Origin of the sequence: Pseudomonas sp. 8Z, assembly GCF_902506535.1 — a bacterium.
Classification (GTDB): domain Bacteria; phylum Pseudomonadota; class Gammaproteobacteria; order Pseudomonadales; family Pseudomonadaceae; genus Aquipseudomonas.
Genome location: NZ_LR733827.1, coordinates 245971 through 262441, shown reverse-complemented (window position 1 = coordinate 262441; position 16471 = coordinate 245971). Strand labels below are relative to the sequence as shown.

14 protein-coding genes are annotated in these 16471 nt (G+C 59.6%); 4 read left to right on the top strand and 10 right to left on the bottom strand.

Annotated elements, in window-relative coordinates; translation table 11 throughout:
• Positions 1–86 precede the first annotated feature (86 nt).
• Together mfd and AERO9A_RS13945 are read left to right on the top strand one after the other, a co-directional pair.
• Positions 87–3539, top strand: coding sequence for a transcription-repair coupling factor (mfd, locus tag AERO9A_RS13950; RefSeq protein WP_159972560.1), 3453 nt, complete (start codon positions 87–89; stop codon positions 3537–3539).
• Between the two features lie 11 nt (positions 3540–3550).
• Positions 3551–4072, top strand: a complete 522-nt coding sequence (locus AERO9A_RS13945; RefSeq protein WP_159972559.1) for a CsiV family protein — start codon at positions 3551–3553, stop codon at positions 4070–4072.
• Positions 4073–4158: 86 nt separating this feature from the next.
• Here AERO9A_RS13945 and AERO9A_RS13940 read toward each other — a convergent pair whose 3' ends face one another.
• Genes AERO9A_RS13940 through AERO9A_RS13925 form a run of 4 tightly spaced genes read right to left on the bottom strand, consistent with a single transcriptional unit; the run spans position 4159 to position 7192 of the window.
• Positions 4159–4899, bottom strand: a complete 741-nt coding sequence (locus AERO9A_RS13940; protein WP_159972558.1) for an S-methyl-5'-thioinosine phosphorylase — start codon at positions 4897–4899, stop codon at positions 4159–4161.
• A 6-nt stretch (positions 4900–4905) separates the two neighbouring features.
• Positions 4906–5904: a beta-N-acetylhexosaminidase gene (nagZ, locus tag AERO9A_RS13935; RefSeq protein WP_159972557.1), complete on the bottom strand. Its 999-nt coding sequence runs from the start codon at positions 5902–5904 to the stop codon at positions 4906–4908.
• Positions 5905–5915: 11 nt separating this feature from the next.
• Positions 5916–6443 (bottom strand): L,D-transpeptidase, encoded by a 528-nt coding sequence (locus tag AERO9A_RS13930; RefSeq protein WP_159972556.1) that lies wholly within the window; start codon positions 6441–6443, stop codon positions 5916–5918.
• Between the two features lie 41 nt (positions 6444–6484).
• Positions 6485–7192, bottom strand: coding sequence for a TetR/AcrR family transcriptional regulator (locus AERO9A_RS13925; RefSeq protein ID WP_159972555.1), 708 nt, complete (start codon positions 7190–7192; stop codon positions 6485–6487).
• Between the two features lie 226 nt (positions 7193–7418).
• On the opposite strand from AERO9A_RS13925, the gene lexA reads away from it, so the two are divergent.
• Together lexA and sulA are read left to right on the top strand one after the other, a co-directional pair.
• On the top strand, positions 7419–8033 hold the full coding sequence (gene lexA, locus AERO9A_RS13920) for a transcriptional repressor LexA (protein ID WP_159972554.1): 615 nt from the start codon (positions 7419–7421) through the stop codon (positions 8031–8033).
• A 9-nt stretch (positions 8034–8042) separates the two neighbouring features.
• A complete protein-coding gene (gene sulA, locus AERO9A_RS13915) occupies positions 8043–8516 on the top strand; it encodes an SOS-induced cell division inhibitor SulA (protein WP_159972553.1) in 474 nt (157 codons plus the stop codon).
• A 224-nt stretch (positions 8517–8740) separates the two neighbouring features.
• Here sulA and AERO9A_RS13910 read toward each other — a convergent pair whose 3' ends face one another.
• The 6 genes from AERO9A_RS13910 to fadB form a co-directional block, all read right to left on the bottom strand.
• Positions 8741–8977: a hypothetical protein gene (locus tag AERO9A_RS13910; protein WP_159972552.1), complete on the bottom strand. Its 237-nt coding sequence runs from the start codon at positions 8975–8977 to the stop codon at positions 8741–8743.
• A gap of 80 nt (positions 8978–9057) precedes the next feature.
• Positions 9058–9576, bottom strand: a complete 519-nt coding sequence (locus AERO9A_RS13905) for a DUF6586 family protein (protein ID WP_159972551.1) — start codon at positions 9574–9576, stop codon at positions 9058–9060.
• Between the two features lie 93 nt (positions 9577–9669).
• Positions 9670–12276, bottom strand: a complete 2607-nt coding sequence (gene topA / locus AERO9A_RS13900; protein WP_159972550.1) for a type I DNA topoisomerase — start codon at positions 12274–12276, stop codon at positions 9670–9672.
• Between the two features lie 105 nt (positions 12277–12381).
• Positions 12382–12624 carry a DUF1653 domain-containing protein gene (locus AERO9A_RS13895; protein ID WP_159972549.1) on the bottom strand — a complete coding sequence of 81 codons (243 nt, stop codon included), beginning with the start codon at positions 12622–12624 and terminating at the stop codon, positions 12382–12384.
• Between the two features lie 86 nt (positions 12625–12710).
• On the bottom strand, positions 12711–13886 hold the full coding sequence (gene fadA, locus AERO9A_RS13890; RefSeq protein ID WP_159972548.1) for an acetyl-CoA C-acyltransferase FadA: 1176 nt from the start codon (positions 13884–13886) through the stop codon (positions 12711–12713).
• Positions 13887–13916: 30 nt separating this feature from the next.
• Positions 13917–16064, bottom strand: coding sequence for a fatty acid oxidation complex subunit alpha FadB (gene fadB, locus AERO9A_RS13885; RefSeq protein ID WP_159972547.1), 2148 nt, complete (start codon positions 16062–16064; stop codon positions 13917–13919).
• Positions 16065–16471 lie beyond the last annotated feature (407 nt).

Below are 16471 nucleotides of genomic sequence, written 5' to 3'. Positions count from 1 at the left end.
ATGAGCAATGCGCGCCTGTCGCGACTGACATTGACCACCAAGCCCCGCTACAATTCCGAGCCTTTCGTCATGATCGTGAGCCGCCAGTGTCCGCAACGACCGCGTCCGTACTCAGACTCCCCGCCCTGCCATCCAGCGCCGGCAAGCAGCAATGGGGCAACCTGCCCGGTGCAGCGATCTCGCTGGCCATCGCCGCAGCCGCCAGCGGCGCCAAACGCTTCACCCTGGTACTGACCGAGGGCAGTCAGAGCGCCGAGCGCCTGCAGGAGGAGCTGGCCTTCTTCGCTCCCGACCTGCCGGTGCTGCATTTCCCCGACTGGGAAACGCTGCCTTACGACGTGTTCTCACCGCACCAGGACATTATTTCCCAGCGCATCGCCACGCTCTACCGTTTGCCGGAGCTGGCCAGCGGCATTCTGGTAGTGCCTATCACCACAGCCCTACATCGCCTGGCTCCAAAGCGTTTTCTGCTCGGTAGCGGCCTGGTATTGGACGTTGGACAGAAACTCGATGTCGAGGAAATGCGCGCCCGCCTCGAAGCGGGCGGCTACCGCTGCGTCGATACGGTCTACGAGCACGGCGAGTTCGCCGTACGCGGCGCGCTGATCGACCTGTTCCCCATGGGCAGCGAGACGCCCTACCGCATCGACCTGTTCGACGACGAAATCGAGACCCTGCGCACCTTCGACCCGGAAACCCAGCGCTCGGTGGACAAGGTCGAGTCGATCCGCCTGCTGCCGGCGCGTGAGTTTCCACTGGAAAAGAAAGCCGTCACCGATTTCCGCGGCCGTTTCCGCGAGCGCTTCGACGTGGATTTTCGCCGCTGCCCGATCTATCAGGATCTGTCCAGCGGCATCACCCCGGCCGGTATCGAGTACTACCTGCCACTGTTCTTCGAAGAAACCGGCACCCTGTTCGACTACCTGCCGAGCGATACCCAGGTGTTCTCCCTGCCGGGTATCGAGAAAGCCGCCGAACAGTTCTGGCAGGATGCGCGCAACCGCTACGAAGACCGCCGCGTCGACCCCGAGCGTCCGCTGCTGCCGCCAGCCGACATCTTCCTGCCGGTCGAAGACTGCTTCGCGCGCCTGAAGAACTGGCCACGCGTGGTGGTCAATCAGGACGACATCGAGCCAGGCGTCGGCCAGACCCGCTTCGACGCACGCGCCCTGCCCGACCTGGCGATCCAGGCCAAGGCCGGCGAGCCGCTGGCTGCCCTGCGCCGCTTCATCGAGGAGTATCAGGGCCGCGTGCTGTTCTGCGCCGAGTCGGCCGGTCGCCGCGAAGTGCTGCTGGAACTGCTCGCCCGCCTCAAGCTCAAGCCCAAGGAAGTCGACGGCTGGTCGGCATTCGTCGCCAGCACGGAACGCCTTAATATCTGCATCGCGCCGCTGGATGAGGGCCTGCTGCTCGACGAGCTGGCACTCATCCCGGAAAACCCGCTATTTGGCCAGCGCGTGATGCAACGTCGTCGCCGCGAGAAAGGCCGCGAAGGCGGCGACAACGTAATCAAGAACCTCACCGAGCTGCGCGAGGGCGCGCCGGTGGTGCATATCGATCATGGCGTCGGCCGCTACCTGGGCCTGGTGACCATGGAGTTTGACGCCCAGGCTGCCGAATTCCTCACCCTACAGTACGCCGACGAGGCCAAGCTCTATGTGCCAGTGGCCAGCCTGCACCTGATCGCCCGCTACAGCGGCAGCGACGACGCTCTCGCACCGCTGCACCGCCTGGGTTCGGAAGTCTGGCAGAAGGCCAAGCGCAAGGCCGCCGAACAGGTGCGCGACGTCGCCGCCGAACTGCTCGACATCTACGCCCGCCGCGCTGCCCGCGAAGGCTTCGCCTTCCAAGACCCAGCAGTGGACTACGCCACCTTCAGCGCCGGCTTCCCCTTCGAGGAAACGCCCGATCAGCAGACCGCCATCGACGCCGTGCGCAGTGACATGCTGGCTGGCAAGCCGATGGATCGCCTGGTCTGCGGCGATGTCGGCTTCGGCAAGACCGAAGTGGCCATGCGCGCCGCCTTTATCGCCGTGCACAGCGGCAAGCAGGTGGCCGTGCTGGTGCCCACCACCCTGCTCGCCCAACAGCACTACAACAGCTTCCGCGACCGCTTCGCCGACTGGCCGGTGAAGGTCGAGGTGATGAGCCGCTTCAAGAGCGCCAAGGAAGTCGAAGGCGCCGTGCAACAGCTCGCCGAAGGCAAGGTGGACATCGTCATCGGCACCCACAAGCTGCTGCAGGACGATGTAAAATTCCACAACCTAGGCCTGGTGATCATCGACGAAGAACACCGTTTTGGCGTGCGCCAGAAAGAGCAGCTCAAGGCGCTGCGCAGCGAGGTGGATATCCTCACCCTCACCGCTACGCCGATCCCGCGCACCCTGAACATGGCCGTGGCTGGCATGCGCGACCTGTCGATCATCGCCACGCCACCGGCGCGGCGCCTGTCGGTGCGTACCTTCGTGATGGAGGAGAACAAGCCGACCATCAAGGAAGCGCTGCTGCGCGAGCTGCTGCGTGGCGGCCAAGTGTACTACTTGCACAACGATGTTAAGACCATCGAGAAATGCGCCGCCGATCTGGCCGAACTGGTGCCGGAAGCGCGTATCGGCGTTGGCCACGGACAGATGCGCGAGCGCGAGCTGGAACAGGTGATGAGCGACTTCTACCACAAGCGCTTCAATGTGCTGGTGGCCTCGACCATCATCGAAACCGGCATCGACGTGCCCAGCGCCAACACCATCATCATCGAACGTGCCGACAAGTTCGGTCTGGCCCAGCTACACCAGCTACGCGGCCGCGTTGGCCGCAGTCACCACCAGGCTTATGCCTACCTGCTCACCCCGCCGCGCAAGAACATGACCGAAGACGCACAGAAGCGTCTGGAAGCCATCGCAGGCGCTCAGGATCTCGGCGCCGGCTTCATCCTGGCCACCCACGACCTAGAAATCCGCGGCGCCGGCGAGTTGCTCGGCGACGGCCAGAGCGGGCAGATCCAGGCCGTCGGCTTCACCCTGTACATGGAAATGCTCGAACGCGCGGTCAAGGCCATCCAGAAAGGCGAGCAGCCCAACCTCGACCAGCCACTGGGCGGCGGCCCGGAGATCAACCTGCGCGTCCCCGCGCTGATCCCCGAGGACTACCTGCCCGACGTGCATGCACGGCTGATCCTGTACAAGCGCATCGCCTCGGCTACCGACGAGGACGGCCTGAAAGAACTGCAGGTGGAGATGATCGATCGCTTCGGCCTACTGCCGGAGCCTGCCAAGCATCTGATGCGCCTGACCCTACTCAAACTGCAGGCAGAAAAGCTCGGCATCACCAAGGTCGACGCAGGGCCACAGGGCGGTCGTATCGAATTTGCCGCCGAAACCTGCGTCGACCCATTGACGCTGATCAAACTGATCCAGACCCAGCCCAAACGCTACAAATTCGAAGGCGCCACCGTCTTCAAGATCCAGATACCGATGGAGCGCGCAGAAGAACGCTTCAACACCCTGGAAGCCCTGTTCGAATGCCTTGCACCCACCACCTGAAGGACTCTTAAATGCGCCCACTGCACCTGATTGCCCTGCTGCTCTGCTTACTCGCACCAAGCGCCTTCGCTGAACGCCTATACCAGGTGGAGCTACTGGTGTTCCGCCAACCTGGCGAGGCCGTGCTCGCGCCGAAAATCGCACCGGACGACTGGGCCGGTACTGCCCTGCCAATCACCGGCAACGAGCGCGCCACAGCACTGGATAGCGAAGCCGCCAAACTCAACCCAAACAACGGCTATCAGGTGCTATTACACAAAGCCTGGAGCCAAACCATGAGCGACACACCTAGCCGTGTTGCCGTAACGAGCGGGCAAAGCCAGCTTGGCCACTACCCAGTCGAAGGCACACTCAGCTTCGTACAGGATCGCTTCACCGATCTGGATATCGAGCTTTGGATCAATCGCTTCACCACCGACGGTCTGGTCGAGGCCAGTGAGCACATGAAAATTGCCCAACGCCTTAAAGACAACAGCCTGACTTATCTCGATCATGGCAGCCTCGGCGCCCTCATTCGCGTCAGCCCGCTTTAAGCCTGCACGCAAAACAGAAAGGGCCGCTAACAGACTGAGTGAAAACGTAGCGAGCGAAGGTCAGGCAAGGCAGCCCTTTTCACCCTTTAATTGATCGCCAGCACGCGCGCCAGCACCGACCTGATTGAGCCCATACCTTGCTCTAGCACTCGCTCGATGCCCTCCATGGTAATCGGTGCACTCGACTTACCCGCCGCCGGATTGACCACCAGCGCCAGGCAGGCGTATGGCAAGGCCAGCTCACGGGCCAGTGCTGCCTCGGGCATACCAGTCATACCCACCACATCACAACCATCGCGCTCCATGCGCTGGATTTCAGCAGCAGTCTCCAGGCGCGGCCCCTGCGTGCAGCCATAGACGCCGTAATCGCTGAACCCAACCCGCTCGCTACGCAGGGCTGCAATCAACATCGCACGCAGCCCGGCATCGTATGGCTCAGTGAAATCGATATGGGTAACCTGCTGCAGCTCATCCTCAAAAAAAGTCTGAGCACGACCATAGGTGTAATCGATGATCTGTCGCGGCACACAGAAGTGTCCGGCAGGCATGCCCTGTGCAATACCACCGACCGCATTGACCGCGACAATCGCCTGCGCCCCAGCCTGCTTGAGCGCCCAGAGATTGGCCCGGTAGTTCACCTGATGTGGCGCAATACGATGCGGCTGACCATGACGCGCCAGAAACAGCACCGTACGCCCAGCATACTCACCACGCAGGATTGCCGCCGAAGGGCTGCCGTAAGGCGTCTGCAGGCTGAGTTCGGTCTCGATGTGCAAGCCGTCAAGCTGCGTTAGGCCGGTACCACCGATGATCGCATGAACGGTCATGGCCTTTTACTCCAGCAACTGGGCAGCGCGCAAAGCCGCAATAGCCTGCGACCAACGCGGTGCTGCCTGATAATCAGTGCTGGCATAACCTCGCCCGCGCATACGCGCCAAACGCTGCGCCGGCTTCACCTGTAAGCGCTGCAAAGCCGCCAGGGCCACCTCAGCGGCTGCGCGGTCATTGCACACCAAACCCATGTCACAGCCAGCCACTAGCGCCGCCTCGATACGCTGCCCAGCATCACCTGCAACATGAGCCCCGGCCATCGACAGGTCATCACTGAAAATCACCCCATCAAAGCCCAACTCACCACGCAGGATGTCTTGCAGCCAACGACGCGAGAAACCAGCAGGCTGTTCATCGACCTGCGGATAAATCACATGAGCGGGCATCACTGCATCCAGCTCAGTGCCCAGCAAACGAAACGGCTGCATGTCACAGGCGCGAATCTCATCGAGACTGCGCTCATCAACCGGAATAGCGACATGGGAGTCAGCCTCGGCCCAACCGTGCCCCGGAAAGTGCTTGCCGGTAGCCGCCATGCCAGCCTGGTGCATGCCTCGAATGAACGCCCCCGCCAGCCTGGCGGCACGCTGCGGGTCGCCTTCGAATGCACGACTACCAACCACGGCGCTGCGCTGATGATCAAGGTCAAGCACGGGAGCAAAACTCAAGTCCAGACCCACCGCCTGCACTTCGGTCGCCATCAACCAGCCACAATGCTCAGCCAACACTTCAGCATTGTCGTTGTCAGCGATAGCACGCATCGCAGGCAAACGCACAAAGCCCTGACGCAGACGCTGCACACGCCCCCCCTCCTGATCAACTGCCAACAGCAAGTCCGGGCGCACTGCGCGAATGCTCTGGCACAGCTCGCGTACCTGACGAGGGGATTCGATATTACGAGCGAAAATGATCAAGCCGCCCACCTCGGGCTGGCGCAGCATCTGACGGTCCTCGGCGGTCAACCAAGCGCCGCCAATGTCCATCATCAAAGAACCTTGCATGGGAATATTCCTTATTGAAAGTCGTGACCTGCAGACCACTGTGGGCAGGGCGCCTCATCGATAAACACCCGGCAATACAGAGGGACGCGCTCAAAAAGCGCCAGCATGTCGGTATTGCATAGGCGAATGCAGCCATGGGACAGCGCAGTACCCATGGGTTCCGTATCCGGCGTGCCATGTAGATAGATATAGCGGCGAAAGGTGTCGACCTGTCCCAGGCGATTGCGCCCAGGCTCCAGACCGCTCAACCAAAGAATCCGCGTCAGAATCCAGTCTCGCCGCGGGAACTGCTGATGCAAATGCGGCGACCAAACCTCACCCGTCCAGCGCCGAGCGCGCAACACGGCCGCCAGAGGCAATCCCGCACCGATACGTGCACGTACCTGATGCAGACCGCGCGGTGTGCAGCCGCTACCGTTGCGCTCGCCCGCCCCATTGAGCGCCGTTGATACAGGAACACGTACGCACAGACGCCCGGCCTTCAGGCCGTAGAGCATCTGGTCGGCAATGGAAATGTGCAGCAGGTCGAGATCCAGCATGCGGCTAGCTTAGCGGATGACGCCAGGCGAGCCCATCGCTGTCACGCCTTGGTTGGCGCGCTCGCGGTCTTGTTGCGCGGCTTGAGCTGAGCTGCCGCCAGTTGCGGATCGGCAACACCAGTTTCAGAACGCATACCGGCTGCGAGGAACGGCACCATCATACGCATCACCTGCTCGATGGAGGTATGCACGCCGAAATCCGTTTCTGCCATGGCGCGCAGCGCCTTGATACCGGACATGCTGAACGCCGCAGCGCCGAGCATGAAATGCACACGCCAGAACAACTCCAACGGCGGGATACGCGGTGCGGCATCGTGCACCAGCAGCATGTAGCGGCGAAACACCTTGCCGTACACCTCTTCGAGATATTTGCGCAGGTGCCCTTGGCTCTGACTGAAGGCCAATCCCAGCAGACGCATGAAGATCGACAGATCATTGCCACTACGCGGCTTGACGGCCAGCGCCTGCTCTACCAACAACTCAAGCAGCTCCTCAAGCGTAAACTGAGCCTCGATCTTACCCTGGCGGCGATCCAGTTCTTTTTCCAGGCTGGCGCAAAACGGCCCTAGAAAGCGCGAAAAGACCGCTTGAATCAGTGCTTTCTTGGAACCGAAGTGGTAATTGACAGCAGCCAGGTTAACCCCAGCCTTGCTGGTGATCAGGCGCAGCGACGTTTCAGCGAAGCCTTTCTCCGCGAATAGCTGCTCCGCTGCATCGAGAATGCGTTCAACGGTTTCAGACTGAGCCATGACTTATCACCAGACAAACAATCGTTTGAAACATACGTTTCAGCCCACCGAATTGTCAAGCCGCACAAGCCAGATTCTGCCCGACCGGTCACAGCATACAGGAGGCTATGACGAGCGCCGATTACGCCAAGTTACAGAGCAACAGAGCCAAGATGAAATTGACCGTTGCCAAGCCGAACTTACTGTATATAATCCCAGCAACTGTATAAAAAGACAGAGTCCAGTCATGCTGAAACTGACCCCACGCCAAGCCGAGATTCTCGCCTTCATCAAGCGCTGCCTGGAAGACAACGGCTACCCGCCTACCCGCGCAGAAATCGCTCAGGAGCTGGGCTTCAAATCACCCAATGCCGCAGAAGAACACCTCAAGGCACTGGCACGCAAAGGCGCTATCGAGATGACGCCTGGCGCTTCGCGTGGTATCCGCATCCCCGGCTTCGAACCAGGCGCCGCCAACGACGACGACGGCCTGCCCGTAATCGGTCGCGTCGCCGCCGGCGCACCGATCCTCGCCCAGCAGCATGTCGAGGAGTCCTGCCAGATCAACCCCGCATTCTTTCAGCCCAAGGCCGACTACCTGTTGCGCGTACGCGGCATGAGCATGAAGGACATCGGCATCTTCGACGGTGACCTGCTTGCCGTACATACCACCCGTGAAGCCCGCAACGGCCAAATTGTCGTCGCCCGTATCGATGATGAAGTGACAGTCAAACGCTTCAAACGCGAGGGTAATAAAGTCTGGCTGATCGCTGAAAACCCGGAGTTCTCACCAATCGAAGTGGATCTGGAGCACCAGGAACTGATCATCGAAGGCTTGAGTGTCGGTGTAATCCGCCGCTGAGGAGGTGTCATGCAAGTGCAGCAGTCATTCGAGCGCTCACAACTCCACCTTTTTGAAGCCTTCTTGGCACCCACATCCAGCGAACCGATGGTCGCTAGCGATGACATCCTGCACGGCGAGGATGATCAAGCATTCAGCGAACTGGCCCTGCGCGGTGCCGCCGGTCATTGCCTGCACTTGCTAGCGCCCATCTTGCGTGAGCTGAGCCAGAATCAGGATGCACGCTGGCTGACACTGGTAGCCCCACCCGCCAGCCTGACCCAAGCCTGGCTACGCGAAGCTGGCCTGAACCGTGAGCGCATCCTGCTGCTGCAGCCGCGCCAGGGACAAAGCGCACTGGAGCTGGCCGAAGAGGCCCTTAAGTTGGGGCGCAGCCATACGGTGATCAGCTGGCTGCATCCCGTTGCACGCAGCACACGACTAAGCCTTGCCAAAGCAGCCCAAACAGGAAAAGCACAGAGCCTGAATATCAGCCTGGGCTGAACAGGCTACAGGCTACAGGCTACAGGCTACAGGCTACAGGCTACAGGCTACAGGCTACAGGCTACAGGCTACAGGCTACAGGCTACAGGCTACAGGCTACAGGCTACAAAAGCGTCCGGCCGGACGATGATTCGTCAATGACCTAAACCATGAATGCGCCCCAATGAAAAGCCCCTCACACTGGAGGGGCTTTTCGCTATTGCCTGAAGCCTGAAAGTGATCGTTCAGTGCAAAACTCGCGGACCTTCATCCTCAGCACTGAAATCACCCTCAGCCATTCGTCCCGCCATCTGCACGCCAACATTGAGCATGGCCTTGGCCACTTCGACATGCTGGCCCTGCAAGAAAGCCTTGGCATCCGCGGAAAAATCCAGAGTCACCAGAGCCTCTTCATCCTCTGCACGGCGCAAGGCGATACGCCCATCGGGCAGTTCGACGATTTCCAGAAAGGACGTAGACATGGCTCAATCTCTATACGAAAACACGACATTGTAACAGTCAGCCGAAGACAGCCCCAGCCCACTTGTCCAGATAAATGCAATCAGCACTCACTGAGCCCTTCACGAAAACGCAGCACCAGCGTCTTGAGCTGCTGACGGTACTCATCAAGATCGTCCAATGTGAGTTCGGGGCGCGATGATTCCAGGCTGAGCGCCGTGATCAATGGCATAGCCGGGTCAACCTTGGCTTTTGGGACGTCCTGATGAGCTTTGAACAACTCTGCATACGCCGCCAGCAACTGAGCCAACCAGGTTTCAGGCTGCTGCGCCAACTCCACCAGCTCGGCAAGCTCAGGGCTCGGGGAACGGGTAAGTACAGCCTGATCAAGAAAAGCCTCAACACGAGTCACCATGCCATCCGGCATGCGGTAATAACCGGCAATTTCGTGGCACACCCCCAACACACCGCCATATAGATGGAACAACGCCGCTTCTCGCTCCGCCTGAACTAGCGCCGATACATTGAAAGCGGAGGAGGCTTCGGCCTTACGCCAATTGTCCAGCGCAATCCCAGCGAAGAAGATCTTCTGATTAGTGCGGGTATAGAGCTCTTTGGCCATTGTGGCGATCTCCATTGCAGGTGGAGCCATCATACGCGCGCCGAGCAAAGTCGGCGCGTAGTGGATCTGGAAAACATCGCCGAGCCCATAGGCTCAGCGCTTGTCCTCAACCTTCCACTTGCCACCGTCGAAGAAGGCACGCCACCCAGTGGGCTTGCCGTCCACTTCCGATTGCACGTACTGCTCCTTGGTCTTGCGGCTGTAGCGAATCACCGCAGGGCGACCATCCGGGTCTTTCTGCGGTGCATCGCACAGGAAGTGGTACTTGGGATCGATTTCGTGCTTATGCGGGACAATCTCCAGCACCAAGGGCGCACGCGTTTCGCGGTTCTTCGGAAACTGGCTAGCCGCAAGGAACAGACCAGAAGCCCCATCGCGCAACACGTAAGTGTCATCCACCTTCTCGCACTTGAGTTCCGGCATATCCACCTTATCCATCTTAGGCGGAGCAGCCTCGCCATTCTTCAGCAATTTACGGGTGTTCTTGCAGGTGGAGTTGGTGCAACCGAAGAACTTGCCAAAACGCCCCGTCTTGAGCTGCATTTCGCTGCCGCACTTGTCGCACTCAAGGCTCGGGCCTTCATAGCCTTTGATGCGGTACTGGCCCTGCTCGATCTCGTAGCCCGTGCAATCGGGGTTGTTGCCACAGATGTGCAGTTTGCGAGTCTCATCCAGCAGGTAGGCATCCATGGCCGTAGAGCAGATTGGGCAGCGATGCTTGCCGAGCAGCACCAGGGACTCGGACTCACCCTCGTCATCGGCGGCGATTTCATCGCCCGGCACCAGGTTGATGGTGGCCTTGCAGCGCTCTTTCGGCGGCAGAGCATAACCGGAGCAGCCGAGGAACACACCGGTAGAGGCGGTACGAATCATCATTGGCCGACCGCAATCGCGGCAGGGAATATCGGTCAAGGTCGGCTGGTTGGCACGCATGCCGCCCTCGCCTGCTTCGGCAGCCTCAAGCTTCTTCTTGAAGTCGCCATAGAACTCATCGAGCAGGTTCTTCCACTCGCGCTCGCCCTGGGCCACATCGTCGAGATGCTCTTCCATGGTGGCGGTGAAGCTGTAGTCCATCAGGTTGGCGAAGCTTTCATCGAGGCGCTCGGTGACGATGTCGCCCATCTTCTCGGCATAGAAGCGGCGGTTGTGCACTGTGACGTAGCCACGATCCTGAATGGTGGAAATGATCGCCGCGTAGGTGGATGGACGACCGATGCCGCGTTTTTCCAGCTCCTTGACCAAGCTGGCTTCAGAATAACGAGCAGGCGGCTTGGTGAAGTGCTGGCTGGGGTCGAGCTGGATCAGCTTGAGGCCCTCGCCTTCCTTCATTTCCGGCAGGACATCGTCCTCGCCGGGCTTGCTCTGCTGCGGCAGCACACGGGTGTAACCGTCGAACTTGAGGATGCGGCCCTTGGCGCGCAGCTCGAAGTTGCCGGCAGCCACGGTGACGCTGGTGGACAGGTATTCAGCCGGCGGCATCTGGCAGGCGACGAACTGGCGCCAGATCAGGTCATACAGACGCTCGGCATCACGCTCCATACCGGAGAGCTGGGTCGGGCGCAGATTGACGTCGGACGGACGAATCGCTTCGTGCGCCTCCTGCGCGCCTTCCTTGCTCGAATACAGGTTGGGCTTGCCCGGCAGGTACTTGTCGCCGTACTCGCTGCCGATGAAACCACGCACCATCTCCACCGCGTCGTTGGACAGGTTGGTCGAGTCGGTACGCATATAGGTGATGTAGCCAGCCTCATAGAGACGCTGGGCCATCATCATGGTCTTCTTCACCCCGAAGCCCAGGCGGTTGCTCGCGGCCTGCTGCAGGGTCGAGGTGATGAACGGAGCCGAGGGCTTGCTGCTGGTCGGGCGGTCTTCGCGCTTGACCACGCTGTAGCTGGAAGCCTTGAGCTTCTCCAGCGCCGCCATGGCCTGCGCTTCGTTGACCGGCTTGAAGGCCGAGCCGTCTTCACGAACGACCTCGAAGCGCACCTTGGCATTCTTCGCGGTGCCCAGATCGGCGTGCACTTCCCAGTATTCTTCTGGGACGAAGGCGCGGATTTCTTTCTCGCGCGCAACCACCAGCTTCACGGCTACCGACTGCACGCGACCGGCAGACAGGCCACGGGCAATCTTGGCCCACAGCAGCGGCGAGACCATGTAGCCCACCACGCGGTCGAGGAAGCGACGGGCCTGCTGAGCGTTGACACGATTGATGTCCAACTCACCGGGCTTGGAGAAAGCGTCCTGAATCGCCTTCTTGGTGATCTCGTTGAACACCACGCGCTTGTAGCGGCTGTCATCGCCACCAATGGACTCGCGCAGGTGCCAAGCGATGGCCTCCCCCTCTCGGTCCAAGTCGGTTGCGAGATAGATGGTGTCAGCATCCTTGGCCAGACGGCGCAGCTCTTCGATCACCTTTTCCTTGCCGGGCAGGATCTCGTACTTGGCTTTCCAGCCGTGCTCAGGGTCGACGCCCATGCGAGCGAACAACTGACGCTTGGCTTTTTCCTTGGGCGACAGTGCAGGCGCCTCGGCGGCAGCCTTGCCACGCTTGGCCGGCTCCTTGGTGGCGCTTGCCGAGCCGCTGGTAGGCAGGTCACGGATGTGGCCGATGCTCGACTTCACCACGTACTGGCTGCCCAGGTACTTGTTGATGGTCTTGGCCTTGGCCGGGGATTCCACGATGACCAGCGATTTGCCCATGGATCAGAAGATTCCTGAATTGCGAAATATAGAAGGCGGGTAACCTTGAGGCCCCGCTATATATAGTGGCGACCGAGTGAAGGTCAAGCAAAGGGGGTTGCGCCTTCAGGCACTGCCACCACCGATTGGACTGATTTCAGCCTGAATCAAAGCAAAGCGTGGATATGGCTGCCCGTCCACTTCGACCTGCTCGCAGAACATAGCCAGCGGCCTAACCCAAAGTCCAAACTCACCATAAAGAGCCTGATAGACCACCATCGGTTCCTCGGTTTCGGAATGCTGCGCCACACCGAATACACGGTACTGCGGCCCCTTGTAATGGCGATAAAGTCCTGGCTGCAACTGCATGAGAGGGCTCCAAAATAAAAAGCCGTAAAAGCAAAACCGGGGCGTGTGGCCCCGGTTTCGTGTCCGCTAACGCTAAACGAGATCGCTTAGATACGCTCGAAGACGGTGGTGATGCCTTGACCAAGCCCAATACACATAGTGGAAACACCCAGGGTGCCACCGTTCTGCTTCATGACGCCCAGCAGGGTACCGGAGATACGGGCCCCGGAACAACCGAAGGGGTGTCCTAGAGCAATAGCACCACCATGCAGGTTGACCTTCTGCTCCATCTTGTCGAGCAGTTTCAGATCTTTCAGCACCGGCAAGGCCTGGGCGGCGAAAGCCTCATTGAGCTCAAGGAAGTCGATGTCGTCGATAGTCAGACCGGCACGCTTGAGCGCCTTCTGCGTTGCAGGTACGGGGCCGTAACCCATGATTGCCGGATCTACGCCAGCAACCGCCATGGCACGTACCACAGCCATCGGCTCGACACCCAGGTCCTTAGCACGCTGGGCACTCATGACGATCATGCAGGACGCACCATCGGTGATCTGCGAGGACGTCCCCGCCGTCACGGTGCCACCTTTGGGGTTGAAGGCAGGCTTCAGGGAGGCCAAACCCTCCAGCGTGGTTTCTGGACGAATGGTTTCGTCGAAGTCGAACATCTTCAGGAAGCCATTTTCGTCATAGCCTTCCATCGGAATGATCTCGTCCTTGAACTTACCTTCCTGCGTAGCTTTCCAGGCAAGTTGGTGCGAACGCACACCAAACTGATCCTGCGCCTCGCGGCTAATGCCATGCATCTTGCCCAGCATTTCAGCAGTCAGGCCCATCATGCCGGACGCTTTGGCGGCGTACAGCGACAAGTGCGGGTTGGGATCGACGCCGTGCATCATGCCGACGTGGCCCATGTGCTCCACACCACCAATGACGAAGACGTCGCCATTGCCAGTCTGAATCGCCTGTACGGCGGTGTGCAGGGCGCTCATGGACGAGCCGCACAGACGGCTGACGGTCTGGCCGGCACTGGTATGCGGAATCTGGGTCATCAGCGACGCCATGCGGGCGATGTTCCAGCCCTGCTCCAGGGTCTGGTTCACGCAACCCCAGATCACATCCTCGACTTCCTTCGGATCGATCTTGTCGTTGCGCTCCAGCAGCTTGCTGATCAGGTGCGCGGACATGTTTTCCGCACGGGTGTTACGGTGCATGCCGCCCTTGGAACGCCCCATCGGGGTACGACCGAAGTCGACGATCACTGCATCTCTTGGATTCAGGCTCATATTTCTACTCTCGCTCTGTTCGCTGCGCGATTAACCGAAGAACTTCTGGCCCTTGGCGGCCATTTCGCGAAGTTTGGCGGTCGGGTGGTACAGGGCGCCCAGCTCGGCGTACTTGTCGGCCAGGGCGACGAACTCGGCCACACCGATCGAATCGATGTAGCGCAGCGCACCACCACGGAAGGGAGGGAAGCCGATACCGTAGATCAGGCCCATATCGGCCTCGGCTGCGGTGTCGACGATGCCGTCTTCCAGGCAGCGAACGGTTTCCAGGCACAGCGGAATCATCATGAAATTGATGATGTCCTCGTCAGTCAGCTCACGCGGCTGCTTGACGATGGCCTTGAGGATTTCATAAGCCTCGGGATCAGAAACTTTCTTCGGTTTACCGCGCTTGTCCATCTCGTAGGAGTAGAAGCCCTTACCGTTTTTCTGCCCTAAACGATTGGCCTCGTACATCACATCAACGGCGGTCTTGCCTTCCACAGCCATGCGGTCGGGGAAACCTTCAGCCATCACATCACGGCCATGGTGACCGGTATCGATACCGACCACATCGGAAAGATAGGCCGGGCCCATGGGCCAACCGAACTTCTCCATGATCTTGTCGATACGCACGAAATCAACGCCAAACTCCAGCAACTTGGAGAAACCGCCGAAGTACGGGAACAGCACACGGTTGACCAAGAAGCCCGGACAGTCGTTAACCACGATAGGGGTCTTGCCCATTTTCTTGGCATAAGCAACGGTGGTCGCCACGGCCACTTCACTGGACTTCTCGCCACGAATAACTTCCACCAACGGCATCATGTGCACCGGGTTGAAAAAGTGCATGCCGACGAAGTTCTCGGGGCGCTTCAGTGCCTGAGCCAGGTAGGAAATGGAAATGGTCGAGGTGTTCGAAGCGATGATCGCATCCTCGCGCACCTGGCCTTCCACCTCGGCCAGCACAGCGTGCTTGACCTTGGGATTCTCGACTACAGCCTCAACGACGATGTCGACATTGGCAAAGTCGCCATAGGACATGGTCGGGCGAATGGCATTGAGCGCATCAGCCATCTGCGCCGCAGTCATGCGGCCTTTCTCGACACGCTTGCCGAGCAGCTTGGAGGCCTCGTTCAAGCCCATCTGGATACCCTCTTCACGGATATCCTTCATCAAGATCGGGGTGCCCTTGGAGGCCGACTGATAAGCGATACCACCGCCCATGATACCGGCGCCAAGCACGGCGGACAGTTTCACGCTCTGAGCGATTTCATCGTAATGCTTGGCCTTCTTCTTCAACTCTTGGTCGTTGAGGAACAGGCCAATCAGACTCTCGGCAACCGAGGTCTTGGCCAGCTTGACGAAACCAGCGGCCTCGACTTCCAGCGCCTTGTCACGAGCGAAGTTGGCGGCTTTCTGGATGGTCTTGATCGCGTCGACAGGCGCCGGATAATTTGGCCCAGCCTGCCCTGCAACAAAGCCCTTGGCGGTCTCGAAGCACATCATCTGCTCGATGGCGTTGAGCTTGAGTTTTTCCAGTTTGAGCTGGCGCTTGGCCTTGTAGTTGAGTTCACCGGAGATGGCACGTTTGACCAGGTCCAGTGCAGCATCCTTGAGCTTGTCAGCGACAACGACGGCGTCGACGGCACCCACCTTGAGGGCGTCTGCGGCTTTGTTTTCCTTGCCGGAGGCAATCCACTCGACAGCATTGTCGGCGCCGATTACGCGCGGCAGACGGACTGTGCCGCCGAACCCCGGATAAATACCCAGCTTGACCTCTGGCAGGCCGACCTTGGCACTCTCGCTCATCACGCGGTAGTCAGCGGCCAGGCACATCTCGAAACCGCCACCTAGGGCTATACCATTGATGGCAACGACCGTTGGCACAGCGAGGTCTTCAAAATCACTAAAAATCTTGTTGGCTTCCAGGTTGCCAGCCACCAGCTCTTCGTCGGGCAGTTTGAAATTATCGACGAATTCGGTGATGTCGGCACCGACGATGAACACGTCCTTGCCACTGGTGACAATCACGCCCTTGATCGAACCGTCAGCCTTGATCGCATCTACGCTAGCACGCAGATCATTGAGGGTAAGGCGGTTGAATTTGTTGACGGACTCACCCTTGAGGTCGAAATTCAATTCGACGATGCCACTCTCAAGAGCCTTAACCGTGATGGCTTTACCTTCGTAAATCATCAACTGATCTCCACGGTATGGAAGCTGAACAGTACACATCGGAGCCAACCGGCAGGCCAGCTCGCGGCATTGCCATCGAGCATAGCCCCAATCAGTACGGCACACCCGCCGACGCGATAATCGGGCTCGGAACGGCGCGCCTGACCAGGCAAACGCTCAATTCATACGCCCGTTTGATTTGGGTGTGCACACCATCAGGCAAAACCCTGAACTTGTCAATTGGCCTTCTTACGCCTCTGGCCCACCACGATTAACCAGGCCAGGCAGTCCGAGGACCGTCCATCGACGTCATAAACAGTACTTATACCGGCATATAGCAATGATTGCGTGACGCACCACGCCCCGTGTTCTGCCTAGCCATAAATAAAACCTGCCGGTACAGTTCCCAGTTCGACTGGTTCAACGCC

Excerpts from the sequence above, each read along its gene's own strand:
- AERO9A_RS13945 (WP_159972559.1), top strand. The coding sequence starts at position 3,551 with ATGCGCCCACTGCACCTGATTGCCCTGCTGCTCTGCTTACTCGCACCA.
- AERO9A_RS13940 (WP_159972558.1), bottom strand. The coding sequence starts at position 4,899 with ATGACCGTTCATGCGATCATCGGTGGTACCGGCCTAACGCAGCTTGAC.
- nagZ (WP_159972557.1), bottom strand. The coding sequence starts at position 5,904 with ATGCAAGGTTCTTTGATGATGGACATTGGCGGCGCTTGGTTGACCGCC.
- AERO9A_RS13930 (WP_159972556.1), bottom strand. The coding sequence starts at position 6,443 with ATGCTGGATCTCGACCTGCTGCACATTTCCATTGCCGACCAGATGCTC.
- AERO9A_RS13925 (WP_159972555.1), bottom strand. The coding sequence starts at position 7,192 with ATGGCTCAGTCTGAAACCGTTGAACGCATTCTCGATGCAGCGGAGCAG.
- lexA (WP_159972554.1), top strand. The coding sequence starts at position 7,419 with ATGCTGAAACTGACCCCACGCCAAGCCGAGATTCTCGCCTTCATCAAG.
- sulA (WP_159972553.1), top strand. The coding sequence starts at position 8,043 with ATGCAAGTGCAGCAGTCATTCGAGCGCTCACAACTCCACCTTTTTGAA.
- AERO9A_RS13910 (WP_159972552.1), bottom strand. The coding sequence starts at position 8,977 with ATGTCTACGTCCTTTCTGGAAATCGTCGAACTGCCCGATGGGCGTATC.
- AERO9A_RS13905 (WP_159972551.1), bottom strand. The coding sequence starts at position 9,576 with ATGGCCAAAGAGCTCTATACCCGCACTAATCAGAAGATCTTCTTCGCT.
- topA (WP_159972550.1), bottom strand. The coding sequence starts at position 12,276 with ATGGGCAAATCGCTGGTCATCGTGGAATCCCCGGCCAAGGCCAAGACC.
- AERO9A_RS13895 (WP_159972549.1), bottom strand. The coding sequence starts at position 12,624 with ATGCAGTTGCAGCCAGGACTTTATCGCCATTACAAGGGGCCGCAGTAC.
- fadA (WP_159972548.1), bottom strand. The coding sequence starts at position 13,886 with ATGAGCCTGAATCCAAGAGATGCAGTGATCGTCGACTTCGGTCGTACC.
- fadB (WP_159972547.1), bottom strand. The coding sequence starts at position 16,064 with ATGATTTACGAAGGTAAAGCCATCACGGTTAAGGCTCTTGAGAGTGGC.